The organism is Pseudomonas sp. SA195, assembly GCF_054131565.1.
This window is the reverse complement of record NZ_CP096392.1, coordinates 2,876,825-2,901,617: the sequence shown is the minus strand read 5'-3', so window position 1 is coordinate 2,901,617 and position 24,793 is coordinate 2,876,825. Positions and strand designations below refer to the sequence as shown.

At 62.6% G+C, this 24,793-nt stretch carries 27 protein-coding genes; 24 read left to right on the top strand and 3 right to left on the bottom strand.

Features of this window, described 5'->3' with window-relative positions; genetic code table 11:
• The first annotated feature begins 6 nt into the window (after positions 1–6).
• From fliQ to flhB, 3 genes are read left to right on the top strand one after another with little or no spacing between them, the layout of a single operon-like run.
• Entirely contained in the window at positions 7–276 is a 270-nt protein-coding gene (fliQ, locus tag M1D78_RS13375; protein ID WP_407291396.1) for a flagellar biosynthesis protein FliQ, read from the top strand.
• Between the two features lie 33 nt (positions 277–309).
• Positions 310–1,089: a flagellar biosynthetic protein FliR gene (fliR, locus tag M1D78_RS13370; RefSeq protein WP_437420491.1), complete on the top strand. Its 780-nt coding sequence runs from the start codon at positions 310–312 to the stop codon at positions 1,087–1,089.
• A 39-nt stretch (positions 1,090–1,128) separates the two neighbouring features.
• Positions 1,129–2,265, top strand: coding sequence for a flagellar biosynthesis protein FlhB (gene flhB / locus M1D78_RS13365; protein ID WP_437420490.1), 1,137 nt, complete (start codon positions 1,129–1,131; stop codon positions 2,263–2,265).
• Positions 2,266–2,407: 142 nt separating this feature from the next.
• Here the strand turns inward: flhB and sodC are convergent, their stop codons facing one another.
• Positions 2,408–2,929 carry a superoxide dismutase [Cu-Zn] SodC gene (sodC, locus tag M1D78_RS13360; protein ID WP_437420489.1) on the bottom strand — a complete coding sequence of 174 codons (522 nt, stop codon included), beginning with the start codon at positions 2,927–2,929 and terminating at the stop codon, positions 2,408–2,410.
• Between the two features lie 240 nt (positions 2,930–3,169).
• Between sodC and flhA the strand changes: the two genes are divergently transcribed.
• The 15 genes from flhA (at position 3,170) to M1D78_RS13285 (ending at position 18,026) form a co-directional block, all read left to right on the top strand.
• Entirely contained in the window at positions 3,170–5,290 is a 2,121-nt protein-coding gene (gene flhA / locus M1D78_RS13355) for a flagellar biosynthesis protein FlhA (protein WP_437420488.1), read from the top strand.
• Positions 5,291–5,305: 15 nt separating this feature from the next.
• Positions 5,306–6,592: a flagellar biosynthesis protein FlhF gene (gene flhF, locus M1D78_RS13350; protein WP_437420487.1), complete on the top strand. Its 1,287-nt coding sequence runs from the start codon at positions 5,306–5,308 to the stop codon at positions 6,590–6,592.
• An 88-nt stretch (positions 6,593–6,680) separates the two neighbouring features.
• Positions 6,681–7,511, top strand: coding sequence for a flagellar synthesis regulator FleN (fleN, locus tag M1D78_RS13345; RefSeq protein WP_457932888.1), 831 nt, complete (start codon positions 6,681–6,683; stop codon positions 7,509–7,511).
• Between the two features lie 18 nt (positions 7,512–7,529).
• Positions 7,530–8,252: an RNA polymerase sigma factor FliA gene (gene fliA / locus M1D78_RS13340; protein WP_437420485.1), complete on the top strand. Its 723-nt coding sequence runs from the start codon at positions 7,530–7,532 to the stop codon at positions 8,250–8,252.
• 120 nt (positions 8,253–8,372) lie between these two features.
• Positions 8,373–8,747, top strand: a complete 375-nt coding sequence (locus M1D78_RS13335; RefSeq protein WP_437420484.1) for a chemotaxis response regulator CheY — start codon at positions 8,373–8,375, stop codon at positions 8,745–8,747.
• A 20-nt stretch (positions 8,748–8,767) separates the two neighbouring features.
• The gene (locus M1D78_RS13330) at positions 8,768–9,562 is read left to right on the top strand and encodes a protein phosphatase CheZ (RefSeq protein WP_437420483.1); all 795 of its coding nucleotides are present in this window, start codon (positions 8,768–8,770) and stop codon (positions 9,560–9,562) included.
• A 12-nt stretch (positions 9,563–9,574) separates the two neighbouring features.
• Complete coding sequence (locus M1D78_RS13325) at positions 9,575–11,773, top strand: chemotaxis protein CheA (RefSeq protein ID WP_437420482.1); 2,199 nt, start codon at positions 9,575–9,577, stop codon at positions 11,771–11,773.
• Between the two features lie 50 nt (positions 11,774–11,823).
• The gene (locus M1D78_RS13320; protein ID WP_437420481.1) at positions 11,824–12,954 is read left to right on the top strand and encodes a protein-glutamate methylesterase/protein-glutamine glutaminase; all 1,131 of its coding nucleotides are present in this window, start codon (positions 11,824–11,826) and stop codon (positions 12,952–12,954) included.
• Between the two features lie 16 nt (positions 12,955–12,970).
• Positions 12,971–13,711, top strand: coding sequence for a flagellar motor protein (locus M1D78_RS13315; RefSeq protein ID WP_437420480.1), 741 nt, complete (start codon positions 12,971–12,973; stop codon positions 13,709–13,711).
• 112 nt (positions 13,712–13,823) lie between these two features.
• The gene (gene motD / locus M1D78_RS13310; RefSeq protein WP_437420479.1) at positions 13,824–14,624 is read left to right on the top strand and encodes a flagellar motor protein MotD; all 801 of its coding nucleotides are present in this window, start codon (positions 13,824–13,826) and stop codon (positions 14,622–14,624) included.
• Positions 14,625–14,714: 90 nt separating this feature from the next.
• Entirely contained in the window at positions 14,715–15,503 is a 789-nt protein-coding gene (locus M1D78_RS13305; RefSeq protein ID WP_437420478.1) for a ParA family protein, read from the top strand.
• Positions 15,504–15,586: 83 nt separating this feature from the next.
• Positions 15,587–16,489, top strand: a complete 903-nt coding sequence (locus M1D78_RS13300; RefSeq protein ID WP_437420477.1) for a CheW domain-containing protein — start codon at positions 15,587–15,589, stop codon at positions 16,487–16,489.
• Positions 16,490–16,573: 84 nt separating this feature from the next.
• Positions 16,574–17,053: a chemotaxis protein CheW gene (locus M1D78_RS13295; RefSeq protein ID WP_243604693.1), complete on the top strand. Its 480-nt coding sequence runs from the start codon at positions 16,574–16,576 to the stop codon at positions 17,051–17,053.
• Between the two features lie 3 nt (positions 17,054–17,056).
• A complete protein-coding gene (locus tag M1D78_RS13290) occupies positions 17,057–17,461 on the top strand; it encodes a DUF2802 domain-containing protein (RefSeq protein WP_437420476.1) in 405 nt (134 codons plus the stop codon).
• Positions 17,462–17,582: 121 nt separating this feature from the next.
• Positions 17,583–18,026 carry a rhodanese-like domain-containing protein gene (locus tag M1D78_RS13285; RefSeq protein WP_437420475.1) on the top strand — a complete coding sequence of 148 codons (444 nt, stop codon included), beginning with the start codon at positions 17,583–17,585 and terminating at the stop codon, positions 18,024–18,026.
• Here the strand turns inward: M1D78_RS13285 and M1D78_RS13280 are convergent.
• Positions 18,007–18,330: an EscU/YscU/HrcU family type III secretion system export apparatus switch protein gene (locus M1D78_RS13280; protein ID WP_437420474.1), complete on the bottom strand. Its 324-nt coding sequence runs from the start codon at positions 18,328–18,330 to the stop codon at positions 18,007–18,009. The two genes, M1D78_RS13285 and M1D78_RS13280, sit on opposite strands and share 20 nt — an antisense overlap.
• Positions 18,327–19,847, bottom strand: coding sequence for a flagellar hook-length control protein FliK (gene fliK / locus M1D78_RS13275; protein WP_437420473.1), 1,521 nt, complete (start codon positions 19,845–19,847; stop codon positions 18,327–18,329). The genes M1D78_RS13280 and fliK overlap by 4 nt, the downstream gene beginning before the upstream one ends.
• A 132-nt stretch (positions 19,848–19,979) precedes the next feature.
• Here fliK and ccmA point away from each other — a divergent pair, with 132 nt between their 5' ends.
• The 6 genes from ccmA (at position 19,980) to M1D78_RS13245 (ending at position 24,792) form a co-directional block, all read left to right on the top strand.
• The gene (gene ccmA / locus M1D78_RS13270) at positions 19,980–20,615 is read left to right on the top strand and encodes a cytochrome c biogenesis heme-transporting ATPase CcmA (RefSeq protein ID WP_437420472.1); all 636 of its coding nucleotides are present in this window, start codon (positions 19,980–19,982) and stop codon (positions 20,613–20,615) included.
• Positions 20,612–21,283, top strand: a complete 672-nt coding sequence (gene ccmB / locus M1D78_RS13265; protein WP_437420471.1) for a heme exporter protein CcmB — start codon at positions 20,612–20,614, stop codon at positions 21,281–21,283. The genes ccmA and ccmB overlap by 4 nt, the downstream gene beginning before the upstream one ends.
• A 146-nt stretch (positions 21,284–21,429) precedes the next feature.
• A complete protein-coding gene (locus M1D78_RS13260; RefSeq protein WP_437420470.1) occupies positions 21,430–22,185 on the top strand; it encodes a heme ABC transporter permease in 756 nt (251 codons plus the stop codon).
• Positions 22,182–22,358 (top strand): heme exporter protein CcmD, encoded by a 177-nt coding sequence (gene ccmD / locus M1D78_RS13255; RefSeq protein ID WP_437420469.1) that lies wholly within the window; start codon positions 22,182–22,184, stop codon positions 22,356–22,358. The genes M1D78_RS13260 and ccmD overlap by 4 nt, the downstream gene beginning before the upstream one ends.
• Positions 22,355–22,822, top strand: a complete 468-nt coding sequence (ccmE, locus tag M1D78_RS13250; protein WP_437420468.1) for a cytochrome c maturation protein CcmE — start codon at positions 22,355–22,357, stop codon at positions 22,820–22,822. The genes ccmD and ccmE overlap by 4 nt, the downstream gene beginning before the upstream one ends.
• Positions 22,819–24,792 carry a heme lyase CcmF/NrfE family subunit gene (locus M1D78_RS13245; RefSeq protein WP_437420467.1) on the top strand — a complete coding sequence of 658 codons (1,974 nt, stop codon included), beginning with the start codon at positions 22,819–22,821 and terminating at the stop codon, positions 24,790–24,792. Before ccmE ends, M1D78_RS13245 begins: the two co-directional genes overlap by 4 nt.
• Position 24,793 lies beyond the last annotated feature (1 nt).

Below are 24,793 nucleotides of genomic sequence, written 5' to 3'. Positions count from 1 at the left end.
ACACGCATGACACCCGAAGTCGCGGTTGACCTGTTTCGCGAAGCCTTGTGGATGACCGCCATGATCGTCGGTGTGCTGGTCGTGCCGAGTCTGCTGGTCGGCCTGGTGGTGGCCATGTTCCAGGCGGCCACTCAGATCAACGAACAAACCCTGAGCTTCCTGCCGCGCCTGCTGGTCATGCTGGTGACGCTGATTTGGGCGGGGCCCTGGCTGGTTCGCGAGCTGATGGAGTACACGCAGGGGCTCGTCCAGAACATTCCGCTGATCATCGGGTGATGGTGGTGCTGGCGTTGAGCGGGGCCCACCGCGGTGCTTGAACTCAGCGATGCGCAGATCGGCGCCTGGGTCGGCCAGTTTCTGTTGCCCATGTTTCGCATCGCCGCACTGCTGATGAGCATGCCGATCATCGGCTCCCAGCTCGTGCCGATGCGCATTCGCCTCTACCTCGCGCTGGCCATTTCGGTGGTGTTGGTGCCGACGCTGCCTGCGGTACCGGTCGTCGAAGCGCTCAGTGGCGAGGCGTTGGTGCTCATTGCCGAACAAATCCTGATCGGGGTCATGCTGGGCTTTACCCTGCAGCTGTTCTTCCATGTATTCATCGTGTCTGGCCAGCTCTTGGCCATGCAGATGGGCCTGGGTTTCGCCTCGATGGTGGACCCGGCCAATGGCATCTCGGTGCCGGTGATCGGCCAGTTTTTCAACATGCTGGTGATCTTGATGTTTTTCGCCATGAACGGTCACCTGGTGGTCCTGGAGATCCTTTCGGAGAGTTTCGTAACCTTACCCATTGGCGGCTGGCTGGTCGGGACCAACCATTTCTGGGAAGTGGCCGGCAAGCTGGGATGGGTGCTGGGGGCGGGGCTCTTGCTGGTCCTGCCAGCAATCACGGCATTGCTGGTGGTGAACCTGGCGTTCGGACTGATGACACGCGCCGCGCCCCAGTTGAACATCTTTTCGATTGGCTTCCCTTTGACCCTGGTGCTCGGCCTGATCCTCGTCTGGATCGGCATGGCCGACATCCTGGCGCAATACCAGACGTTCGCAAGCGAGGCTCTGGCGATGCTTCGCGAATTGATCGGGCTGCGCTGATGCGCTTGACCGTCCACACACGACCGGCGGAGATCCAGCATGGCTGAGAGCGAAAGCGGCGCCGACAAAAGCGAGGAACCCACAGAGAAACGCCTCCGTGAGTCTCGCGAAAAAGGCCAGATCGCGCGCTCACGCGAGCTGAGCACGGTCGCGGTCACAGTGGGGGGAATCGGCGGATTATTGGCGTCCGGGGGAAGCCTTGCCGGTAGTTTGATGGCTGTCATGCAAGGCAGCTTCGAACTCAGCCGGGAAACGTTGCTGGATGAGGGGGCTATGGTTCGCCTGCTGATGAGTAGCGGCATGATTGCGCTCGACGCCATCATGCCGCTGCTGATCGTGCTCATGATCGTTTCGGTCTTGGGGCCAATCTCGCTCGGCGGCTGGCTTTTCTCGGGTTCGATGATGGCGCCGAAGTTCAGCCGCATGAATCCGGGACCTGGACTCAAACGAATGTTCTCCACCAAGGCGCTGGTCGAGCTGCTGAAAGCGCTGGCGAAGTTCATCGTCGTGTTGCTGGTGGCGCTGGCGGTACTGGGCGCCTATGAGGACGATCTGCTGTCCATCGCCAAGCAGCCGTTGGACCTGGCCATCATGCATAGCGTCGAGGTGGTGGGCTGGTGTGCGCTGTGGATGGCTTGCGGCTTGATCCTCATCGCCGCGGTCGACGTGCCATTCCAGCTCTGGGACAACAAGCAGAAGCTGATGATGACCAAGCAGGAAGTCCGCGACGAATACAAGGACAGCGAAGGCAAGCCGGAGGTCAAATCGCGGATTCGCCAGCTGCAGCGGGATGCAGCGCAGCGGCGGATGATGCAGGCGGTGCCGGACGCCGACGTGATCATCACCAACCCAACGCACTTCGCGGTCGCGCTCAAGTACGACGGCGACAAGAGTTCGGCGCCCAGGCTGGTGGCCAAGGGCGGCGACTTCGTAGCGCTGAAGATTCGGGAAATCGCTCGGGAGCACGAGGTAACCGTTCTCGAATCACCCGCATTGGCGCGGGCGGTCTACTACTCCACGGAACTCGACCACGAAATTCCCGCCGGCTTGTATTTGGCCGTCGCCCAAGTGCTCGCCTACGTCTACCAGTTGCGCCAGTACCGCTCGGGCAAAGGCAAACGGCCGGATCCGCTGGGTAACCTGCCGATTCCCCCTGATCTGCGAAGGGATGAATAAGGACGGGCGGCCAGGAAACGTGATGGCTGGACTTCACACTGAGGCGTGAATGCCGCAGGCGTTTCCGGTGTGGGGGCGATAGGCGAGGACGGCAGCGTTTGGAGAGGCTGGAAGCGAGCACGCTTCCAGCCTTGGGCGGTTTTTATTCGATCAATCCACAGGCTACGCGGGCACCGCCACCGCCAAGAGGCTCGGGATGGTCGGAGTGGTTGTCGCCACCCTTGTGAACCATCAGCGCCAGGCCCTTGATGTCACCGAGGCTTTTCAGGCGCGGGGCGAGAACCGGCTGGTTGGCCTTGCCGTCGCTACCGACCATCAGCGCCGGGAGGTCGCCCATATGACCTTCACCCCAGGGTTCGCCGTGTTTGCCGGTGTTTTTCGGGTCCCAGTGACCACCAGCAGCGCCAGCGGGAACGGGTTTACCGTCTTTCTCTTCAGGCTGGCAGCTGCCTTTGGCATGGATATGGAAACCGTGAGTCCCCGGCTCTAGCCCGGACAGTTCAGGGCGAAAGACCAGCCCGTATTCGTTGGTCTCAATCTTGACCGTGCCGACCGATTCGCCGACTCCCTGAGCGTTTACCGATTTGACATCGACATTGAGCGTCTCGGCGCTGGCGCCGAGCGCAGTGCAGCCTGCGATGGCCGCGATGATCCACTGTTTCATTGCAAACTCCTGTTCCTGTCAGGGGCGGCCGCGGCCGCCTTGGGGAGCCGTCGCGCAGCGGGCAACGCGACGGCGCTTCCAGTGAGACTGTGACGGTCGCCAGCGGTTCGCAATCGACCCGTCGGTCGTGTCTGGCATCGAGCTTGGCGCCTGTCCTACCGAAGTTGGACCCCTTCTTGCTATCAACCCGAGCAGGGCGCGTCGAGCGTCAATTCTTTGTTCTGTCTTGTCGGGGTCTACGTGGATCGCACGCAACTCATCAACATTCGCAACGGCCTGGCGGGCGCGGGGCGCGGCAACCTGGGGGTGCCGCTGCTGCTGCTCGTGATGATGGGCATGATGATGCTGTCGGTGCCGCCGTTCCTGCTGGACCTGCTGTTCACCTTCAACATCGCGCTGTCGATCGTTGTGTTGCTGGTCAGCGTCTACGCCTTGCGGCCGCTGGACTTCGCGGTGTTTCCGACGATCTTGCTGGTAGCGACCCTGATGCGCCTGGCGTTGAACGTCGCTTCGACCCGCGTCGTATTGATCAACGGCCACGAAGGGGGCTCGGCGGCGGGCCACGTGATCGAAGCCTTCGGTAATGTGGTGATCGGCGGTAATTACGTCGTGGGTATCGTCGTCTTCGCGATCCTCATGATCATCAACTTCGTGGTCGTTACCAAGGGTGCCGGCCGTATCTCCGAGGTGAGCGCACGCTTCACCCTCGATGCCATGCCCGGCAAGCAGATGGCGATCGATGCCGACCTCAATGCAGGCCTGATCGATCAGGCCGAGGCGAAGAAGCGTCGCGTCGAGGTGGCATCCGAGGCGGATTTCTACGGCTCGATGGATGGTGCCAGCAAGTTCGTACGCGGTGACGCCATCGCCGGCCTTCTGATTCTCTTCATCAACCTGATCGGTGGTGTCGGTATCGGCATGGCACAGCACGGTATGACCTTCGCTGAGGCGGGCCAGGTCTACGCGTTGCTGACCATCGGTGACGGTCTCGTGGCGCAAATTCCGTCGCTTCTGCTCTCGACCGCTGCCGCGATCATGGTGACCCGCGTTACCAGCGCTGAGGACATGGGTCAGCAAGTTAACCGGCAGATGTTCGCCTCGCCTAAAGCGCTGGCGGTCTCGGCCGGCATTATGATCGCCATGGGTCTGGTGCCTGGCATGCCGCACATGTCCTTTCTCGGGCTGGGTGCGGCCTCTGCCGGTGGTGCTTACTGGATCTGGCATCGCCAGAAGCAGGCCAAGCAGCAAGCTGAGCAAGAGGTACAGAAGCAACAGGAAACCCTGCCGGCGCAGCGCGCTGCGGAGACCAAGGAGCTGGGGTGGGATGACGTGACGCCCGTTGACATGGTCGGCCTCGAAGTAGGTTATCGCCTGATTCCGCTGGTCGATCGTAACCAGGGCGGCCAGCTGCTGGCCCGTATCAAGGGCGTGCGCAAGAAGTTGTCTCAGGATCTGGGCTTCCTGATGCCTTCCGTACATATCCGCGACAACCTCGATCTGCTGCCCAACGCCTATCGTCTGACACTGATGGGGGTGAGCCTTGCAGAGGCCGAGGTTTACCCTGACCGCGAGCTGGCGATTAACCCCGGTCAGGTGTTCGGTCCGCTCAATGGGATTGCCGCCAAGGACCCGGCGTTCGGCCTGGAAGCGGTCTGGATCGAAGCCAGCCAGCGTGATCAGGCGCAGTCGCTCGGGTACACCGTTGTCGATGCCAGCACCGTGGTTGCGACCCACCTCAACCAGGTCCTGCACAAGCACGCCCATGAGCTGCTCGGCCACGAAGAAGTGCAGCAACTGATGCAGCTACTGGCCAAGAGCTCGCCGAAGCTCGCCGAGGAACTGGTGCCAGGCATGATTTCGCTCTCGACCTTGCTCAAGGTGCTGCAGTCGCTGCTGATGGAGCAGGTGCCGGTTCGCGACATCCGCACCATCGCAGAAGCCATCGCGAACGTTGCGACCAAGAGTCAAGATCCCGCCGCGATGGTGGCGGCTGTGCGGGTCGCGTTGTCCCGCGCAATCGTGCAAAACGTTGTCGGGCTTGAGCCGCAGCTGCCTGTGATCACCCTTGAGCCCAGGTTGGAACAGATATTGCTCAATAGCCTGCAGAAGGCCGGACAAGGCTCGGAAGACGGCATTCTTCTCGAGCCAGGAATGGCAGAAAAGTTGCAACGGTCTCTGGTAGATGCGGCACAGCGTCAAGAAATGATGGGTAAGCCAGCGATTCTGCTGGTAGCCGGCCCGGTCCGCGCGATGCTCTCGCGATTCGCCCGGCTGGCAGTCCCCAACATTCATGTCCTGGCCTATCAGGAAATACCGGATAACAAGCAGGTCACCATCGTTTCGACGGTGGGTCAGAATTAACCGAGGGTACAGGCCATGCAGGTCAAACGTTTCTTCGCAGCCGACATGCGTATCGCCATGAAGATGATTCGTGACGAGCTGGGTGCCGACGCCGTGATCACCGGCAACCGCCGTGTCGCTGGCGGCGTCGAGCTGACAGCCGTGCTCGATTATCCGATGGAAGCAGTCGCGCCGAAGCAGCCGAATCCGGCGCTCGAGGCCGAGCTGCGCAAGACCCAGACCCGCATCGCCGATGCCCATGCCGAGTTGAGCGCGCCTCGCTCGCAGCCCGCTCGGGACCGTCAGTTGCTTGACGAGAAGCCGGCCGTAGCCGCCAAACCTGCTGCAGCGCCGGTAGCCGCGCCGGCTCCGGCATTCGACTCGCGTGCCGTCGAGGCAATGCAGACCGAATTGCAAGGCCTGCGCGAGCTGATCGAGGTGCAACTCGGCTCATTGGCCTGGGGCCACGAGCAGAACCGTCGCCCGCTGCAGGCTGGCCTCTGGCGTCGCTTGCAGCGCCTCGGTCTGCCGGCTGATCTGTCGCGTGGGCTGTTGGAAAAGGTGGCCTCGATCAGTGATCAGCGTCAGGCCTGGCGCATGCTGCTGGCGCACCTGGCTCAGTCCATCAAAGTGACCAAGCACGAGCCGCTGGAAGAGGGCGGTGTCATTGCTCTTGTCGGCCCGGCCGGCGCCGGCAAGACCACGACCCTGGCCAAGCTCGCTGCACGCCATGTTCTCAAGCACGGCGCGCAGAGCATCGCCCTGGCGAGCATGGACAACTACCGTATCGGCGCGCAGGAGCAGCTCAAGACCTTGGGTCGTATCCTCAACGTGCCGGTGATCCAGATCGACCCGAGTCAGCCGCTGAGCAAGAGCCTGGAGCCGGTTGCACGCAAGCGATTGATTCTGCTCGACACCGCTGGCCTGCCGGCAGGCGATCCGATGATGCGCCTGCAGCTGCAGGCGCTGGCCGACCGTGGCGTACGTTCGAAGAACTATCTGGTGCTCGCGGCGACCAGCCAGAGCCAAGTCCTGAAAGCGGCGTGGCATCACTACCGGCCCTGCGGGCTGGCAGGGTGCATCCTGACTAAACTTGATGAGGCAGGTACTCTGGGCGACGTGCTCGGGCTGACCATCAGTCAGCATCTGCCGATTGCCTACCTTGCCGACGGCCCGCGGATTCCCGAGGACCTCCAGTTGCCGCGCACGCATCAACTGGTCAGCCGCGCGGTGAGCCTGCAATCCGAAGAGTCGCCCAGCGAGGAAACGATGGCCGACATGTTTTCCGGCCTGTACAACGGTTCCTCACGGAGGGCGGGATGAACAGAGCGCTGCGTGAGAGAGAAACAGTAGACGCGTTCAGGTTGAACGCATCGATGGCCTTCGGGCCCCAGCAAGATATAGGCGTTTGATGATGGGTATTCATCCCGTACAGGTTATTGCTGTGACCGGCGGCAAGGGTGGCGTCGGCAAGACCAACGTATCGGTCAACCTTTCCCTGGCGTTGGCTGATCTCGGTCGGCGTGTGGTGCTGCTCGACGCCGACCTCGGTCTGGCCAACGTTGACGTGCTGCTAGGCCTGACCGCCAAGCGCACCCTGGCGGATGTGATCGCCGGTGAATGCGATCTGCGCGACGTCATGATCCCGGGCCCTGGCGGCGTACGGATCGTGCCTGCCGCGTCGGGTACGCAAAGCATGGTGCAGCTATCACCGATGCAGCATTCCGGCCTGATCCAGGCCTTCAGCGAGATCGGCCACGACATCGACGTGCTGATCATCGACACCGCGGCCGGTATTGGCGATGGCGTGGTGAGCTTCGTTCGCGCGGCGCAGGAGGTCCTGCTCGTGGTCACCGATGAGCCCACCTCGATTACCGATGCTTACGCGCTAATCAAGTTGCTCAACCGCGACTACGGCATCAGCCGCTTCCGGGTGCTGGCGAACATGGCGCACGCGCCGCAGGAAGGACGCAATCTTTTCGCTAAGCTGACCAAGGTGACTGAACGTTTCCTTGATGTCGCCCTGCAGTACGTCGGTGCGGTTCCCTACGACGAGGCGGTACGCAAGGCCGTTCAGAAGCAACGCGCGGTCTACGAGGCCTACCCGCGAGCCAAGTGCTCGCTGGCCTTCAAGGCCATAGCGCAGAAAATCGACACCTGGCCGCTGCCGGCAAACCCGCGTGGCCACCTTGAGTTTTTTGTGGAGCGCCTGGTCAGGCCCACCGCAAACGCACACGACTGACAGCGGCGGGAATCGGTTATGTACAACACCAAAGTGGCTAAAGACTCCCAGTACCAGCTCATCGAGCAGTACGCCCCGTTGGTCAAGCGCATCGCTTACCACTTGCTGGCGCGCCTGCCAGCCAGCGTGCAGGTCGATGATCTGATGCAGGCCGGCATGATCGGCCTGCTCGAAGCCTCCAAGAAGTACGACTCCGGCAAGGGGGCAAGCTTCGAAACTTATGCCGGTATCCGCATTCGTGGCGCGATGCTTGACGAGGTTCGCAAGGGCGACTGGGCGCCACGGTCGGTGCACCGCAATTCGCGCATGGTCAGCGAGGCCATTCGCGCCATCGAAGCAAGAACGGGGCGCGACGCTAAAGATCAAGAAGTTGCGGCCGAACTTAAATTGAGTCTCGATGAGTACTACGGCATTCTGGGCGACACCCTGGGCAGCCGCCTGTTCAGCTTCGATGATCTGCTGACGGAAGGCGAGCACGGGGAGTTCGGTGAAGACGCCGCCAGCGCCCACCCGGAACCGTCTCGCGATCTTGAGGACGAGCGCTTCCAGCAGGCCCTGGCTGATGCGATTGCCAGTCTGCCCGAGCGTGAAAAGCTGGTGCTGTCGCTGTACTACGACGAAGAGTTGAATTTGAAGGAAATCGGCCAGGTGCTGGGCGTCAGCGAGTCACGGGTCAGCCAGTTGCACAGTCAGTGCGCGGCGCGCCTGCGGGCTCGTCTCGGCGAGTGGCGCGCGCGATAGGGCCGGTTCTCAGGAACGCGAATCAAGGTTGCTCTAACGAGCTTCATTCACGAAGCCCGCAACAGACCGTGAGCAGGCTCCGGGATTTCGGGATTTACGGAGGTGTACTTGGACAAGAACATGAAAATCCTCATCGTCGACGACTTTTCGACGATGAGACGGATCATCAAGAACCTCTTGCGTGATCTGGGCTTCACCAACACCGCCGAGGCGGATGATGGCACCACCGCACTGCCGATGCTCAAGAGCGGCAGCTTCGACTTTCTCGTCACCGACTGGAACATGCCCGGCATGACCGGCATCGACCTGCTGCGCGCCGTGCGTGCGGACGACCGTCTCAAGCACCTGCCGGTGCTCATGGTGACGGCCGAGGCCAAGCGTGACCAGATCATCGAGGCCGCGCAGGCCGGTGTTAACGGGTACGTGGTCAAGCCGTTCACGGCGCAGGTACTCAAAGAGAAAATCGAGAAGATCTTCGAGCGCGTCAACGGCTGAAGTAACGCCGCGAGGGCACTATGACGCAAGCAGACCAAAGCCTGGCGGAGTTCGAAACGACGCTCAAGGCTCACGCACCCCAACTTATCGAAAGTCTCCAGCAGGGCCGCTTCGACGAAGCGGCGCAGATGTTTAACGAGCTCAGTCAGGCTCGTAACCAGGGACTTTATCAAGAAGTCGGCAAACTTACCCGCGAGCTGCACAACGCCATCGTCAAGCTGGAGATGGACACCTGCGCGACCGGGGGCGATCCGTCACCGATCACTGACGCCACGGACCGTCTGTCCTATGTCGTCGAGATGACCGAGAAGGCCGCCAACCGCACCATGGACCTCGTCGAGGAATCCGCGCCGCTGGTCAACTACGTCAGTTATGAGGCGCAGAGCTTGACGGCTGATTGGCAGCGCTTCATGCGCCGCGACATGAATGCCGAACAGTTCCGCGACCTGGTCAAACGGCTAGATCAGTTTCTGCAGCGGACCATGAACGATGGCAGCCAGCTGTCGCAGAACCTCAGTGAAATCATGCTCGCCCAGGACTTCCAAGACCTGACCGGCCAGGTGATCAAGCGGGTCACGCGGCTGATCACTGAACTCGAAAGCAACCTGCTCAACCTGGTGCTGATGGCCGGTCAGGTCGACCGCGTCGCAGGCATCAAGCACGACCGCGAAGAGCTGCGCGCCGAGCAGGAACGAAAAAAACAAGAAAAAGGCCCTTCCCATGGTGAAGGTCCGCAGATGCATGCCGATATACGTGAGGATGTCGTATCCGGGCAGGACGATGTCGACGATCTGCTTTCGAGCCTGGGCTTTTAGGGGAAGTGAAATATGAGCTTCGACGCCGATGAAGAAATCCTCCAGGATTTCCTGGTTGAGGCCGGCGAGATTCTCGAACTATTGTCAGAGCAGCTGGTGGAGCTGGAGAGCAGCCCCGATGACGCAGCATTGCTCAATGCGATTTTTCGCGGTTTCCATACGGTAAAAGGTGGTGCGGGTTTCCTCCAGCTGCATGAGCTGGTCGAGTGTTGCCACATCGCCGAAAACGTCTTCGACATCCTGCGCAAGGGTGAGCGTCGCGTCGACTCGGAATTGATGGACGTTGTCCTGCAAGCGCTGGACGCCGTCAACGAAATGTTCGGCCAGGTCCGTGAGCGTACGGCCGTTACCCCGGCCACGCCCGAGCTGCTGGCAGCCCTGTCGCGCCTGGCCGAACCAGCCTCCAGCGAGCCGGCTGTCGCCGAACCGGTCACGCCGGTCGGCTCGGCCGAGCCTGAGCCCGTTCCAGCCAGTGCCGACACTGAATTCGAACAGTTCCTTGGCGCGCTGGACGAGGCGGCCGAGGCTCCGGCTGCGGCGTCAGCTGACGAGATTACCGACGAAGAGTTCGAATCGCTGCTCGACCAGCTTCACGGCAAGGGCCAGTTCGCCCCGGCTACGGGTGCCGATTCTGTGGTCGTGCCTGAACAGGCCGCCGCACAGCCGGCCGGCGACGAGATTACCGACGATGAATTCGAGGCGCTGCTCGATCAGCTGCACGGTAAAGGCCAGTTCAGCGAAGTAAGCCCGGCACCGTCTGCACCGGTCGCGGCCGAAGCACCCGCGCCAGCGGGCGACAACATCACCGACGACGAATTCGAAGCGCTGCTTGACCAATTGCACGGCAAGGGCAAGTTCGAACCGGAAGCGGCGAGTGCTGCTGCACCGACACCGCCGGCCAAGCCTGCGGCCGCGCCAGCCAAGGCGGTGGAGAAGGCCGCACCGGCCAAGCCCGCTGCGCCTGCGGCCAGCAAACCGGCTGCCCCGGCTGCCGCTACGGCCAAGCCTGCTGCTCCCGCTGCGCCTGAAAAGCCGGCCAGCGAAGCGGAAACTACCGTTCGCGTCGACACTGCGCGGCTCGACGAGATCATGAACATGGTCGGTGAGCTGGTGTTGGTGCGTAACCGCCTGGTGCGGCTCGGCTCCAACAGTGGCGACGAGGCCATGTCCAAGGCCGTTTCCAATCTGGATGTCGTCACTGCCGATCTGCAGAGCGCGGTCATGAAGACCCGCATGCAGCCGATCAAGAAGGTATTCGGACGCTTCCCTCGCCTGGTCCGCGACCTGGCGCGCAGCCTGAAGAAAGAAATCAACCTGGAGTTGGTGGGCGAAGAGACAGATCTCGACAAGAACCTCGTCGAGGCGCTCGCCGACCCGCTCGTGCACTTGGTGCGCAACGCGGTCGACCATGGGGTCGAGACCCCCGAAGAGCGCGAGGCCGCCGGCAAGCCGCGCACCGGTCGTGTGGTGCTGTCCGCCGAGCAGGAAGGGGACCACATCCTCTTGCAGATCACCGACGACGGTAAGGGCATGGATGCGAACATCCTGCGCGCCAAGGCGGTAGAGAAGGGCATGCTCGACAAAGATGCCGGTGATCGTCTGAGCGACCTGGAGTGCTACAACCTGATCTTCGCGCCGGGCTTTTCGACCAAGTCGGAAATCTCGGACGTGTCCGGCCGTGGTGTAGGCATGGACGTGGTCAAGACCAAGATTTCCCAGCTCAACGGCACGGTCAACGTGTTCTCGAACAAGGGCCAGGGCTCTCGCGTGGTGATCAAGGTCCCGCTGACGCTGGCGATCATGCCGACGCTGATGGTCATGCTGGGCAATCAGGCATTCGCCTTCCCGCTGGTGAACGTCAACGAGATTTTCCATCTCGACCTGTCTCGCACCAACGTGGTCGACGGCCAGGAAGTGGTAATCGTGCGAGACAAGGCGCTGCCGCTGTTCTACCTCAAACGCTGGCTGGTTCAAGGTGCCGAGCACGAGGAGCAGCGCGAGGGGCATGTGGTGATCCTCAGCGTAGGCAATCAGAGCATTGGCTTCGTCGTCGACCAACTGGTCGGCCAGGAGGAAGTTGTCATCAAGCCTCTGGGCAAGATGCTGCAGGGCACCCCCGGCATGTCGGGCGCGACCATCACGGGTGACGGCCGCATCGCGTTGATCCTCGACGTTCCCAGCATGCTCAAGCGCTACGCGCGCCGCGGCTGATTCATCCCGGGCGGCGGCCTAATGTAGGCCGCTGTCGCTAGGAGTGTTTTATGGCAGTCAAGGTCCTGGTCGTCGACGACTCCGGCTTCTTCCGGCGCCGGGTGTCGGAAATTCTCTCGGCAGACCCGAATATCCAGGTCATCGGCACCGCGACCAACGGCCGCGAGGCGATCGACCAGGCGCAGGCGCTCAAGCCTGACGTCATTACCATGGATTACGAGATGCCGATGATGGACGGCATCACCGCGGTGCGGCAGATCATGCAGCGCTGCCCGACGCCGGTCCTGATGTTCTCGTCGCTGACGCACGAAGGTGCCCGGGTAACGTTGGACGCCCTTGATGCCGGTGCCGTGGATTTCCTGCCGAAGATCTTCGAGGACATCTCGCGCCACCCGGCCAAGGTCAAGCAGCTGCTGTGCGAGAAGATCCGTACCATCGCGCGCAGCAATCGCCGCTACGGCAGTTACAGTCCGCCTGCGTCCGCGCCGACGCCAGCTGCGTCACTCACCAGCCGCAGTGCGCCGGCGGTGCCTCGCCATGCCGCGAGTACTCCGTTGTCACCCGCTCAGACGCAGCCGCACGTGGCGCCCGCACTTAGCTCACCGGCCCCGCGCCGCAAGGCCTATCGCCTGGTCGCCATTGGCACTTCCACGGGCGGGCCCGTCGCACTTCAGCGGGTGCTGACTCAGCTCCCGGCCAGCTTTCCGTCGCCCATCGTACTCATTCAGCACATGCCGGCGGCGTTTACCAAGGCATTCGCCGAGCGCCTGGACAAGCTTTGCAAGATCAACGTCAAGGAAGCCGAGGACGGCGACGTCCTGCGCCCGGGGCTTGCCCTGCTGGCTCCAGGCGGCAAGCAGATGATGGTCGACGGCCGTGGTACGGTGCGCATCCTGCCGGGTGACGAGCGCCTCAATTATCGCCCCTGTGTCGACGTGACCTTCGGCTCCGCAGCCAAGGCCTACAACGACAAGGTGTTGGCGGTCGTACTTACCGGTATGGGTGCCGACGGCCGTGAAGGGGCGCGCATGCTCAAGCAGTGCGGCAGCCAGGTGTGGACGCAGGATGAAGCCAGTTGCGTCATTTACGGGATGCCCATGGCAGTGGCCAAGGCGAATCTGAGCGACGCCGTGTACAGCCTTGACGAGATCGGCCGCCACCTGAGCGAGGCGTGCATCTGATGAAAGGCCGCCGTTGATGGACATCCTCAGCCTTATCGGGCTGGTCCTGGCATTCGTCGCTATCGTCGGGGGCAACTTCCTGGAAGGCGGCCATGCCGCGGCTCTGCTCAATGGCCCCGCGGCGCTGATCGTGCTTGGCGGAACGCTCGGCGCCGTCCTGCTGCAGACGCCCATGGCAGTGTTCATGCGCGCCATGTCCATTGTCCGCTGGATATTCTTCCCGCCGCGCATCGACATGCTTGGCGGTATCAGCCTTGTCACTGGTTGGAGTGGCACCGCACGTAAGGAAGGGCTGCTGGGCCTGGAGCCTATCGCCGAAGCCGAGCCGGACCCCTATGCACGCAAGGGGTTGCAGTTGCTGGTCGATGGGGCCGAGCCGGAGGTGATCCGCAGCATCCTGGAAGTCGATCTCTATACCCAGGAGACACGTGACCTGCGGGCGGCCAAGGTGTTCGAGAGCATGGGCGGCTATTCGCCCACGGTCGGCATCATCGGAGCGGTGATGGGCCTGATTCACGTCATGGGCAATTTGGCCGATCCCAGCCAACTCGGCAGCGGGATTGCCGTGGCGTTCGTCGCCACTATTTACGGCGTAGCGTTTGCGAACCTGCTGGTGCTGCCGATTGGCAACAAGCTCAAGGCCGTGGTCCAGAAGCAGACCAGCTATCGCGAGATGCTGCTTGAAGGCGTGCTGTCCATTGCTGAGGGCGAGAATCCGCGATCGATCGAGATGAAGCTGCAAGGCTTCATGGACTGAGCGGGCGGCAGGGAAACCATGATGCAGCGAATTCAGACCTACGATCAGAACGCCATGCGGGGCACACCCGTACCTGCGCCCGCTGATTTGTACCTGCTGAGGGGCGCTTGAGATGGCGCGCCGTCGATCGCACGAAGAGCCGGAAAATCACGAGCGCTGGCTGGTTTCCTACGCTGACTTCATCACGCTGCTGTTCGCGTTCTTCGTGGTGATGTACTCCATTTCCTCGCTCAACGAAGGCAAGTACAAGATCCTGTCGGACTCGCTGGTGGGTGTGTTCAACCAGCCCGACCGTTCAATCATGCCCATTCCGGTGGGCGAGGAGCGCCCCCGCGCAAGCCAGGACGCCGCCGCCTCGGTGACTGACCCGGCGGCTGAGCCGGTGGACCCGCTCGACAGTATTGCGCGCAGCATGCGCAGCGCTTTCGCCGACTTGATCGCCAACAACCAGCTGACCGTTCGTGGCACCGAGACGTGGGTCGAAATCGAGTTCAATTCCAGCCTGCTCTTCCCCAGTGGCGATGCGCTGCCGAATGACCGGGCGTTCGGCATGCTGGAAACGGTCGCCGGCATTCTGGCGCCGTTCGGCAACCCGGTGCGTGTCGAAGGGTTCACGGACAACCTGCCGATTAGCACCGCGGCGTATCCGACCAACTGGGAGCTTTCGGCTGCCCGCGCTGGCAGCGTGGTGCGGATGCTGGCCGCGGGTGGCGTCGATCCGTCGCGGATGGCGGCGGTGGGCTATGGTGAATTCCAACCGGTCGCGGACAACGCTACGGCCGAAGGGCGGGCGCGAAATCGGCGTGTGATTCTCGTGATCTCGCGCGACCTCGACGTCCGGCGCGGCGTATCGGAAATGAGGCGCGGCGAGGCCGGGCCTGGCATGCAAAGTGCACCGCCCGTTATTCAATAGGTGCCGCGAGTCGGTAACGTCAATTCCCCGTCGCCGGCTGCTCCGGTGCGGCAGCGGCCGGCCTGGTGCTATCCGGATGGAAATAAGCGTATGAGAGTCTGGGCTGTAGCCAATCAGAAAGGTGGGGTGGGCAAGACGACCACGTCGGTTTCGCTCGCCGGATTGCTGGCCGATTCCGGCAAGCGCGTCGTGGTTCTGGATCTTGACCCGCATGGTTCGATGACCAGCTATTTCGGGCAGGACCCGGATAACATCGAGCGCAGCGTGTTCGACCTGTTCCAGCATCAGGGGGCCGTACCCGAGGGCCTGCCGTGGGAGCTGTTGGTTCCGACGAGCCACGAGCGCATCTCCTTGCTGCCGTCGAGCACCGTGTTGGCCACACTGGAACGCCAGTCGCCCGGCCAGAATGGTCTCGGGCTTGTGGTCGCCAAGAGCCTGTCGCAGCTCTGGCAGGATTTCGACTACGCCATCATCGACAGCCCGCCGTTGCTAGGCGTGCTCATGGTTAACGCGCTTGCCGCGAGCCAGCGGCTGGTAATACCGGTACAGACCGAATTCCTCGCGCTGAAGGGGCTGGAGCGGATGGTCAGCACCCTGACGATGATCAATCGCTCGCGGCGTCAGGCTCTGCCGTACACCATCGTGCCGACGATGTTCGACCGGCGTACGCAAGCCTCGATGAACACGCTCAAGCTGCTGCGCAATGGTTATCAGGACCACCTCTGGCAGGCGTTCATTCCGATCGATACGCGGCTGCGCGATGCGAGCCTGGCGGGGGTGGTGCCGTCCCAGTACGATCCGAACAGTCGCGCGGTGATTGCCTACCGTGCACTGCTCAAGACCTTGCTTGCTGCGCAGGAGACGACTCAGGTCGCTTGAGTCGACGTACGGGCTTATCGCGCCTCAAGTTCGGGGCCGATGCAGCCGATAGCCTATCCAGTTGGTACTCACGAGTTGGTTTCATGAGCCGTACCCTTCTTAAAGAAAGCCGATCGCAGCAGACCTTGCAGTCGTATCTCGACGCCTTGTTGCAGGACGCCATGGAACTGGCCGAGTCGGTCAGCCAGGACGAGTTCCAGGCTGCGGTGCTCGAGGAGCAGCGTCGCGATACGCATCGGGTAGTGCCGTTGCGCGAGGTTGCGCCTCCGGCTGCACCGGTCGAATCGACCCGGCCGGCGCCGGTGATCGTGCCTGTCGAGACGCCAAAACCAGAGCCGGTGCTCCATGTGGTGCCGATGCCCGAACCGACGAAGGTCGAAGCGGAGCCGGTCGCGTTGCTCGAGCTCGAGCCGGAAGTGCCTGCCAAGGCACCGGCCGCGTTGGTCGAGCCGATTGCCCAGTTCGATGCGATGCGCCAAGGCCCGGGTGGGCCAACTGAAGCTGACCCGGGCCAGCCGGAGTGGGGCGAGGAGCCCTTCGAGTGCCTGTTGTTCGATGTTGCCGGCCTGACTCTGGCGGTGCCGCTGGTCAGCCTCGGCTCCATTTACCCGCTGGCCGGGCAGGACCTGACGCCGCTGTTTGGTCAGCCTAGCTGGTTCCTCGGTATCCTGCCGAGCCAGGCTGGCAATCTGAAGGTGCTGGATACGGCGCGCTGGGTGATGGCCGACCGGTACCGTGACGATTTCCGCGAAGGCTTGCAGTACGTGATATCCGTGCAAGGCTACGAGTGGGGGCTAGCAGTGCATCAAGTGAGCCGGTCGATCCGTCTCGACCCCAAGGAGGTCAAGTGGCGCTCGCAGCGTACGCAGCGGCCTTGGCTAGCCGGAACGGTAATTGACCATATGTGTGCGCTCGTGGATGTGGCGGCCCTTGCCGAACTCATCGCCAGCGGTGCGACTCGACACCTCAAGGGCATACCGTCCTGAGACCTGACAATCAGAGGGCCTGCGCATGCAGGTCCCGTTACCGATAGAATCAACCGCCGCAGCGGTATTTAGAGAGGGTGGGCTATGAAGATGACTTCCGCGCAGGGTTCCGACGATCCAGTCCTGCAATGGGTGACCTTTCGTCTGGATAACGAGACCTATGGCATCAACGTGATGCAGGTCCAGGAAGTGCTGCGTTACACCGAGATCGCACCGGTGCCGGGTGCGCCCAGTTACGTGCTGGGCATCATCAACCTGCGCGGTAACGTGGTGACGGTAATCGATACCCGCCAGCGTTTCGGCCTCGATACGGCGCCGGTCTCCGACAACACGCGGATCGTGATCATCGAGGCGGACCGCCAGGTGATTGGCATCATGGTCGATAGCGTGGCCGAAGTGGTTTATCTGCGCCAGTCCGAGATCGAAACCGCCCCGAACGTCGGCAATGACGAGTCGGCGAAGTTCATCCAGGGCGTGTGCAACAAGAACAACGAACTGCTGATTCTGGTCGAGCTCGACAAGATGATGACCGAAGAAGAGTGGGCGGAACTGGAGAGCATCTGACCCATGCTGATCGCGTCTCTGGTCGCGCTTGCCCTGTGCTGCCTTGGGCTGCTCTGTTTCAGCCTCTGGCTGTTGCGTCGCCAAAGGCAACTGCAGCTGGAACAGGCGCGGCGGGACGAGGCGCGTGACCGGCGCCTCAAAGAGCTTGGCGCGCGCCTCGACACCTATCTCGAAGGTAGCGTGAGAATGGGCCAGGAGCTTCGTGAGTTAACACGAACCCTGGCACCGCTGCCCGAGCGTATAACCCAGCTCGAACAGCGCGATATCGATACCTTCACCTATTCCCAAGCCGCGAAACTGGTCGGCATGGGCGCGAGCGTCGAAGACCTGACCCAATCCTGCGGGCTGTCCCAGTCCGAAGCGGAACTGGTCAGCAAGCTGCACCAGATGCGTCGCAAGCCGGGCTAGGCTTGCCCGATCGTCGCCCCGCGCCTGGCTGGGGAACGATGAGCTTAATCCTCTCTCCAAACTGAACAGGGCCCCGCTTCCCTAGCGCGGCCGGCTGCCCGGCGTTGCCGAGGAGGATGTGATGCTACGCATTCTTATGCTGTGCCTGCTGGTGGGGAGTTCAACGGCGCTTCATGCCACCGAAGCGCCTCCCGAGATCGAAGGCGCCATGACGGTAAACGTGTTCCAGGCGAAGCGACTACACGAACTGGGCGCTGTGTTCATTGACGTGCGCGGCGGCCAGGAGTGGGCGTGGGGGCATGTCGAAGGGGCTGTTCACCTGAACCTTGCGAGCGATTTCTTCGGCCTGGCGAGCCCGTCCTGGCCGCGAAACATGCCCTTGGTCGTTTATTGCGATAGCGAGGTGTGCCCAGCAAGTGCCGAAGCGGTGCGGATGGCCGTCGAATGGGGTTACGCGCACGTCTTCTATTTCCGGCAGGGCTACTTCGCCTGGATGCTTCATGACTTCCCACAGGAGAAGGCCCGTTTCGGGCAGATGACCACGCTCAACGCTCAGGCGCATTGAGCCGGGGCAGGTCCTGGGTCGGGGCTGAGGGCGAAAAGCCGGGTGGGCACTTTCCTTTCAGGTACCAGGCAAACGCGATGATTTCGGCGATGGTGCGATACAGCGCCTCAGGAATCGTGTCGCCAAGCTCCAGCCGCGCCAGCAGTTTAACCAGCTCTGCATTTTCGTAGATCGGCACTTCATGTTCACGCGCGATTGCCAGGATTGCTTCAGCCAGCTCGTCGTCACCCTTCGCCGACAGGATGGGCGCATCGACACCGTCGTAGGTCAGCGCGATTGCCTGGCGCGGGGTGTCGGTGCTCATGCGGTTTCGTCCACGAAGCGTTGATCGAGCGAGGTCCGTGGACCCTGCGGTGGCGTGCCTCTGGAGCAGGCGAGTTCGCCAACGTTCAGCCCAGCTGCGAGCAGGCGCTGGCGCAAATGGTCCAGTTCGGCGTTGATCAGGTCAGCCGTGCCGCTGCGCTCGGCCCATATTTGGCTCGACAGGCTGCCCCGCAGCAACTGGGCCTGAACCTGCAGCGGGCCAAGCGGTGGCACATCGAAGGCCAGTTCTACCTTCCAGAGTGTCTCTGGTTTTTCCTTGCGGGCTTGGTTCGGCTCGTCTTCGCGCTGCATCTTGATTTGCAGTGGAACGATGCTGGCCTGGTCGCGCATCGGAATTTCGGTCTGCCAGGTGGTGACCTGGGTGCCGTCCGGCAGGGTCTGGGTTTGTGCGAGGCTTGATAACTGGTGTGTCTGCAGACGCGATACCGCGGCGGCCGCTAGCTTGAGTAGCGCTTCCAGGTCGTCCTCATCTTCCAGCCCTGGCGGCAGGCGGCTGGGAAGCGGAAAGCTCTGTGCCATTTGTCTGGCACTGGGTTGTGCCAGTGCGCCAAGCGAATTGCGGGCGAAGGCGGGCAGGGCCTGGCCGAGCGTGGCGGTCGCCTGGGCCGCACCGAGCGTCCCGGCGCCAGGCAGGCCGGGCAATTGCGCCACCAGGCGCAACAATGCGGCTTTCATATCGGTCGGCAGCGGCTCCGCCTCGCCGCCCAGCAGCGACGACTCCATGAATACGCCGCTTCTCGCCAGCGCCTGGGCCAGCGCCTTTGGATCGCCCAGCTGTTGCATCTGCGGGACGAGGCCAAGCAGGCGTTCAGCTGCACTACGTACTGACGCAGGCAGTTCACTCGGCGAGAGTGCGTTGAGCAAGGCATCCAGTGAGCCCTGGCGGCTGCCTTGGGCGCCCAGTTGCTGGCCCAGGACGAGCTGGTCCAGCCGACCACTCAAGGGTACGAATGCCAGCGATTGGTCACCCTGGACCCGGGCCGTCAACAAGCTACCCAGCGGCAGTGGGCGCGTGGATTCCAAGCTCAGCGTTTGTCCGGCCATTGGCGAATTCAGCAGGGCGATGACTACTCGGAACACCGGTTGGCCGCCCTGCAGGCTCTGTTGGCTGGCTGTGACCTTGCCCTGGATGAGGGTGCCGACGGGCATCTGCGCTAGGTCAATGCTCCCTTGTGGCTGACGGCTGGCCGGTTGCAACGCCGCCATCAGGCGCGTATCGGACAGCGCGGTGACGACCATGACCGCACCCGGTGAGGCGGCTCGCGGGGCGGTCGTCTCCAAGGTCGCCTGCCGTCCATTGGCCAGCGTTAGGCGCAAGGTGACTTGGAAGGTCTGTAGTGCTTCTTTGACGCTGACCACCTCAGCCTCGGCGCTTTCCCCAGCCGCGAGCAGCCCCTGCAGCGGTTGCAGCAGTTTGAGGGCCATATCGGCGGCCGTCGTCACCGGGCGGGACGCGCCGGGGTTCGCGATAGGCTGGCTAGGCTTGATCTCGGTCATCTTTACTCAAATGCTCTTACAACCTTTCAGCTTGGTGAGCTTTGGCGCCGGAGTCCGGCATGTATAATTCCGGCCGCCCGGGGCTGCCCATGAGTGTAGCGGCCATGCCCCCTTCATCTTGAGGTGTGTAGCGTGTCCAGTCCCTTTCTCGAAGCTGTAGCGCTGTCATGCGAGCGGGACTGGCGGCTGTTGTTCGAACGGCTGGATCTGCAGGTTGCTCCAGGCGACATGTTGCAGATCGCCGGACCGAACGGCAGCGGGAAGACCAGTTTGCTGCGCCTACTCAGCGGGCTGATGCAGCCAACCGCCGGGGAGGTGCGCCTCAACGGGCGAAGCCTCGACAGCCAGCGTGGCGAACTGGCCCGCAATCTCGTGTGGATCGGCCATGCGGCGGGCATCAAGGGCCTGCTCACTGCCGAAGAAAATCTCACCTGGCTGTGCGCGCTGCACCAGCCTGCGACGCGTGAAGCGATCTGGCAAGCCCTTGAAGCGGTTGGCCTGCGCGGCTTCGAAGACGTTCCCTGTCATACCCTTTCTGCTGGTCAGCAGCGCCGCGTTGGCCTGGCGCGCCTTTATCTGTCGCCGCCCCCCTTGTGGATTCTCGACGAGCCCTTCACGGCCCTCGACAAGCACGGCGTGGCTCAGCTGGAGCGGCACCTGGCGGCACACTGCGCGTGCGGCGGCATGGTCGTGCTGACGACCCACCATACGCTGAGCGAGACGCCCGCCGGCTATCGCGAACTGGATCTGGGGCAGCGCGCCGCATGAGCAATGTTTTTACCCTGTTGCTGGCTCGCGAAACCCGGCTGTTGTTTCGTCGTCCGGCGGAGCTGGCGAACCCGCTGGTGTTCTTCTCGATCGTGATCGCGCTGTTCCCGCTGGCGGTCGGTCCCGAGAGTCAGCTGCTGCAAACGCTATCGCCCGGGCTCATCTGGGTCGCGGCACTCTTGGCCGTGCTGCTCTCGTTGGACGGCCTTTTTCGCAGTGATTTCGAAGACGGCTCGCTTGAACAGTGGGTCGTTTCGCCGCACCCCTTGGCGCTGTTGGTGCTCGCCAAAGTGCTGGCACACTGGGCGTTTTCCGGTTTGGCGCTGGTTTTGCTCGCGCCGTTACTGGCCCTGATGCTGGGGATGCCGTTCGATGCGTTGCCGGTACTGCTTGTATCGCTTTTGCTGGGTACGCCAGTGCTGAGCCTTCTGGGAGCAGTGGGCGCCGCCCTGACGGTCGGGCTCAAGCGTGGCGGCCTGTTGCTCGCCTTGCTGATCCTGCCGCTCTACATTCCGGTCCTGATCTTGGGTAGCGGGGCACTGCAGGCTGCTCTGCAGGGGTTGCCGGCGGCAGGGCATCTGTTGTGGTTGGCCAGCCTGACGGCGCTGACCGTGACCCTGACACCTTTTGCAGTAGCCGCCGGCTTGAAGATCAGCGTTGGCGAATGATGGAAGGGTTGCCTTTAAGGCTGCGACGTCTGCGCGGACGTTGACAGACGGGGCGCTCAAGTGACGGTTTTACTGATCCGCAACAACCAGCTTCCCCGGGGTCCCGGGGCACAATTGGCACGCTTGGTGGGTTCGAGGCAGGTTCTATGAACTGGACATGGTTCCACAAACTGGGTTCGCCCAAATGGTTCTACGAGATCAGCAGCCGCTGGATGCCTTGGCTCGGCTGGGCCGCTGCGCTGCTGATCACCGTGGGCGTGGTCTGGGGGCTGGCCTTCGCGCCGCAGGATTACCAGCAGGGCAACAGCTTTCGCATCATTTATATCCATGTGCCCGCCGCCTTCCTGGCGCAATCGATCTACGTAATGCTGGCGGTTGCCGGCATCGTCGGCCTCGTGTGGAAGATGAAGCTTGCTGACGTGGCCCTGCAGCAGGCCGCCCCCATCGGCGCTTGGATGACCTTCGTTGCGTTGCTCACCGGGGCGGTCTGGGGCAAGCCGACGTGGGGTGCCTGGTGGGTCTGGGACGCCCGGCTTACCTCCATGCTCATCCTCCTGTTCCTGTACTTCGGCATCATTGCGCTGGGCCAGGCGATCAGCAATCGTGACAGCGCGGCCAAGGCCTGCGCGGTGCTGGCGATCGTCGGGGTGGTGAACATCCCGATCATCAAATACTCGGTGGAGTGGTGGAACACGCTTCACCAGCCTGCGACCTTCACCGTGACCGAAAAGCCCGCAATGCCCGTCGAGATGTGGCTGCCGCTGTTGGTCATGGTGCTGGGCTTTTACTGCTTTTTTACCTTGGTGCTGCTGATGCGCATGCGTCTGGAAGTGCTGCGTCGCGAATCGCGCAGCAGTTGGGTCAAGGCTGAGGTGAAGGCTCTGGTGAGCAAAACATCATGAATTTCTCATCCTTTTCCGAGTTCATCGCCATGGGTAACCATGGGCTGTACGTCTGGTCGTCCTACGGCATCAGCCTGGCCGTCCTGATTCTCAACGTGGCATTGCCGTTGCTGGCGCGCCGGCGTTACCTGCAAGACGAGGCGCGTCGTATGCGCCGGGAGGATATGAAGTGAATCCTGTGCGCAAGAAGCGTCTGTTCATCGTGTTGGCCATCCTGGCTGGCGTCGGTATTGCCGTGGCGCTGGCCCTGACGGCCCTGCAAGAAAACATCAACCTGTTCTACACGCCGACGCAGATCGCCGCCGGCGAGGCGCCGGAAGGCACGCGGATACGCGCCGGTGGGTTAGTCGAAGCCGGCTCGGTATCGCGCAGCAATGATTCGCTAACGGTGGCTTTTCGCGTAACCGACAACAACGCCACGGTCACCGTCCGCTATCAGGGCATCCTCCCGGATCTGTTCCGTGAAGGGCAGGGCATCGTCGCCCTGGGCCGGGTGAACGGCGAAGGTGTGCTGGTTGCCGATGAGGTGCTGGCCAAGCACGACGAAAACTACATGCCGCCGGAAGTCAGCCAGGCGCTCGAAAAGAGCGGAATGATGAAGCATTACGAAGGTGGCAAGGAGGAGTACGCGAAATGATTCCCGAGCTCGGCCATTTGGCAATGATCCTCGCGCTGTGCCTGGCAGTGGTCCAGGGCACGCTTCCGCTAATTGGCGCCTGGCGGGGCGATCGCCAGTGGATGGGGTTGGCGCAGCCGGCGGCATGGGGCCAGTTCTGTTTCCTCGCGTTTTCTTTCATCTGCCTGACCTACGCCTTCATGGTCGACGATTTCTCCGTCGCGTACGTCGCGCAAAATTCCAACAGCGCGCTGCCCTGGTACTACAAATTCAGCGCCGTCTGGGGGGCGCACGAGGGGTCGCTCCTGTTATGGGCCTTCATTCTCGCTGGCTGGACGTTCGCCGTTTCGATCTTCTCGCGCCAGCTTCCCGAAGACATGCTTGCCCGTGTGCTCGGTGTCATGGGCTTGATCAGTATCGGTTTCCTGCTGTTCCTGATCATCACGTCTAACCCCTTCGATCGTCTGCTGCCTCAGGCGCCGATGGACGGGCGCGATCTCAATCCGCTGCTCCAGGATTTCGGCTTGGTCGTTCATCCACCCATGCTCTATATGGGCTACGTCGGCTTCTCGGTCGCCTTCGCCTTCGCCATCGCTGCGCTGCTCGGCGGGCGGCTCGATGCAGCCTGGGCGCGCTGGTCCCGCCCCTGGACACTCGTCGCTTGGGCCTTTCTCGGCGTGGGCATCGCGCTGGGCTCCTGGTGGGCCTACTACGAGCTCGGCTGGGGCGGCTGGTGGTTTTGGGACCCGGTCGAGAATGCATCCTTCATGCCTTGGCTCGTCGGCACGGCGTTGATCCACTCGCTCGCAGTGACGGAGAAACGTGGTGTGTTCAAGAGCTGGACGGTACTGCTGGCCATCGCGGCGTTCTCGTTGAGCCTGCTGGGCACCTTCCTGGTTCGCTCCGGTGTGTTGACGTCGGTCCATGCGTTTGCCACCGACCCGGCGCGAGGCGTCTTTATCCTGATATTTCTGCTGATGGTCGTTGGCGGCTCGCTGACGCTGTTCGCCCTGCGTGCGCCAGTCGTCAAGAGTCAGATCGGTTTCGGTCTGTGGTCACGCGAAACGCTGTTGCTGGTCAACAACCTGTTGCTGGTGGTCGCTACCTCGATGATCCTGCTCGGCACCCTGTATCCGCTGCTGCTCGACGCGCTGTCTGGCGCCAAGCTCTCGGTCGGCCCGCCATACTTCAATGCGATGTTCCTGCCGCTGATTGGCTTACTGATGGTGGCGCTCGGTGTGGGCGTGCTGGTGCGCTGGAAGGACACACCGGTGCGCTGGCTGGCGGGAATGCTGGCACCCGTGCTGGTCACCAGCGCAGTGATCGGCGGCCTGGGTTCGATGGTCTTCGGTGACTTCCATTGGGCTGTGCTCGCGGTTTGCCTGCTGGGTGCCTGGGTGGTGCTCGCCGGCATACGCGACATTCTCGACAAGACACGCCATAAGGGCTTGCTCAAGGGTATCCGCAGTTTGACCCGCAGCTATTGGGGTATGCAGGTCGGGCATCTCGGTCTGGTCATCTGCGCGATGGGCGTTGTGCTGACCAGCCTGCAAAGCGATGAGCGCGACCTGCGTATGGCGCCGGGGGATTCGCTCGAACTGGGCGGCTACACCTTCGTTTTCGAGGGGGCGAGCCATTTCGAAGGCCCGAACTTCACCTCTGACCGCGCGACCATGCGCGTCTTCCAGGACGGCGATCAGGTCGCCACCCTGCATCCGGAAAAGCGCCTGTATACCGTGCAGCAAATGCCCATGACCGAGGCGGGGATCGATCCAGGCTTTACCCGTGACCTCTATGTCGCCCTCGGCGAACCGCTGGGGGAGGGCGCCTGGGCGGTGCGCGTGCACATCAAGGCGTTCGTGCGCTGGATCTGGTTGGGTGGGCTGGTGATGTGCCTGGGTGGCGTGCTTTCAGCCTGCGATCGCCGCTATCGCGTCAAGGTCAAGATGCGCGTGCGCGAAGCGCTCGGCCTCGCCCAGCAAGGAGCCTGAA

Bases quoted from the DNA above. Each gene is read 5' to 3' on its own strand.
- sodC (WP_437420489.1), bottom strand. From the start codon at position 2,929: ATGAAACAGTGGATCATCGCGGCCATCGCAGGCTGCACTGCGCTCGGC.
- fliK (WP_437420473.1), bottom strand. From the start codon at position 19,847: ATGACCGAGATCAAGCCTAGCCAGCCTATCGCGAACCCCGGCGCGTCC.
- ccmB (WP_437420471.1), top strand. From the start codon at position 20,612: ATGAGCAATGTTTTTACCCTGTTGCTGGCTCGCGAAACCCGGCTGTTG.
- M1D78_RS13300 (WP_437420477.1), top strand. From the start codon at position 15,587: ATGAGCCGTACCCTTCTTAAAGAAAGCCGATCGCAGCAGACCTTGCAG.
- ccmD (WP_437420469.1), top strand. From the start codon at position 22,182: ATGAATTTCTCATCCTTTTCCGAGTTCATCGCCATGGGTAACCATGGG.
- flhF (WP_437420487.1), top strand. From the start codon at position 5,306: ATGCAGGTCAAACGTTTCTTCGCAGCCGACATGCGTATCGCCATGAAG.
- fliA (WP_437420485.1), top strand. From the start codon at position 7,530: ATGTACAACACCAAAGTGGCTAAAGACTCCCAGTACCAGCTCATCGAG.
- M1D78_RS13305 (WP_437420478.1), top strand. From the start codon at position 14,715: ATGAGAGTCTGGGCTGTAGCCAATCAGAAAGGTGGGGTGGGCAAGACG.
- M1D78_RS13285 (WP_437420475.1), top strand. From the start codon at position 17,583: ATGCTACGCATTCTTATGCTGTGCCTGCTGGTGGGGAGTTCAACGGCG.
- M1D78_RS13320 (WP_437420481.1), top strand. From the start codon at position 11,824: ATGGCAGTCAAGGTCCTGGTCGTCGACGACTCCGGCTTCTTCCGGCGC.
- M1D78_RS13260 (WP_437420470.1), top strand. From the start codon at position 21,430: ATGAACTGGACATGGTTCCACAAACTGGGTTCGCCCAAATGGTTCTAC.
- M1D78_RS13280 (WP_437420474.1), bottom strand. From the start codon at position 18,330: ATGAGCACCGACACCCCGCGCCAGGCAATCGCGCTGACCTACGACGGT.
- M1D78_RS13325 (WP_437420482.1), top strand. From the start codon at position 9,575: ATGAGCTTCGACGCCGATGAAGAAATCCTCCAGGATTTCCTGGTTGAG.
- flhB (WP_437420490.1), top strand. From the start codon at position 1,129: ATGGCTGAGAGCGAAAGCGGCGCCGACAAAAGCGAGGAACCCACAGAG.
- M1D78_RS13290 (WP_437420476.1), top strand. From the start codon at position 17,057: ATGCTGATCGCGTCTCTGGTCGCGCTTGCCCTGTGCTGCCTTGGGCTG.
- M1D78_RS13315 (WP_437420480.1), top strand. From the start codon at position 12,971: ATGGACATCCTCAGCCTTATCGGGCTGGTCCTGGCATTCGTCGCTATC.
- M1D78_RS13245 (WP_437420467.1), top strand. From the start codon at position 22,819: ATGATTCCCGAGCTCGGCCATTTGGCAATGATCCTCGCGCTGTGCCTG.
- fleN (WP_457932888.1), top strand. From the start codon at position 6,681: ATGATGGGTATTCATCCCGTACAGGTTATTGCTGTGACCGGCGGCAAG.
- M1D78_RS13330 (WP_437420483.1), top strand. From the start codon at position 8,768: ATGACGCAAGCAGACCAAAGCCTGGCGGAGTTCGAAACGACGCTCAAG.
- motD (WP_437420479.1), top strand. From the start codon at position 13,824: ATGGCGCGCCGTCGATCGCACGAAGAGCCGGAAAATCACGAGCGCTGG.
- M1D78_RS13295 (WP_243604693.1), top strand. From the start codon at position 16,574: ATGAAGATGACTTCCGCGCAGGGTTCCGACGATCCAGTCCTGCAATGG.
- M1D78_RS13335 (WP_437420484.1), top strand. From the start codon at position 8,373: ATGAAAATCCTCATCGTCGACGACTTTTCGACGATGAGACGGATCATC.
- fliQ (WP_407291396.1), top strand. From the start codon at position 7: ATGACACCCGAAGTCGCGGTTGACCTGTTTCGCGAAGCCTTGTGGATG.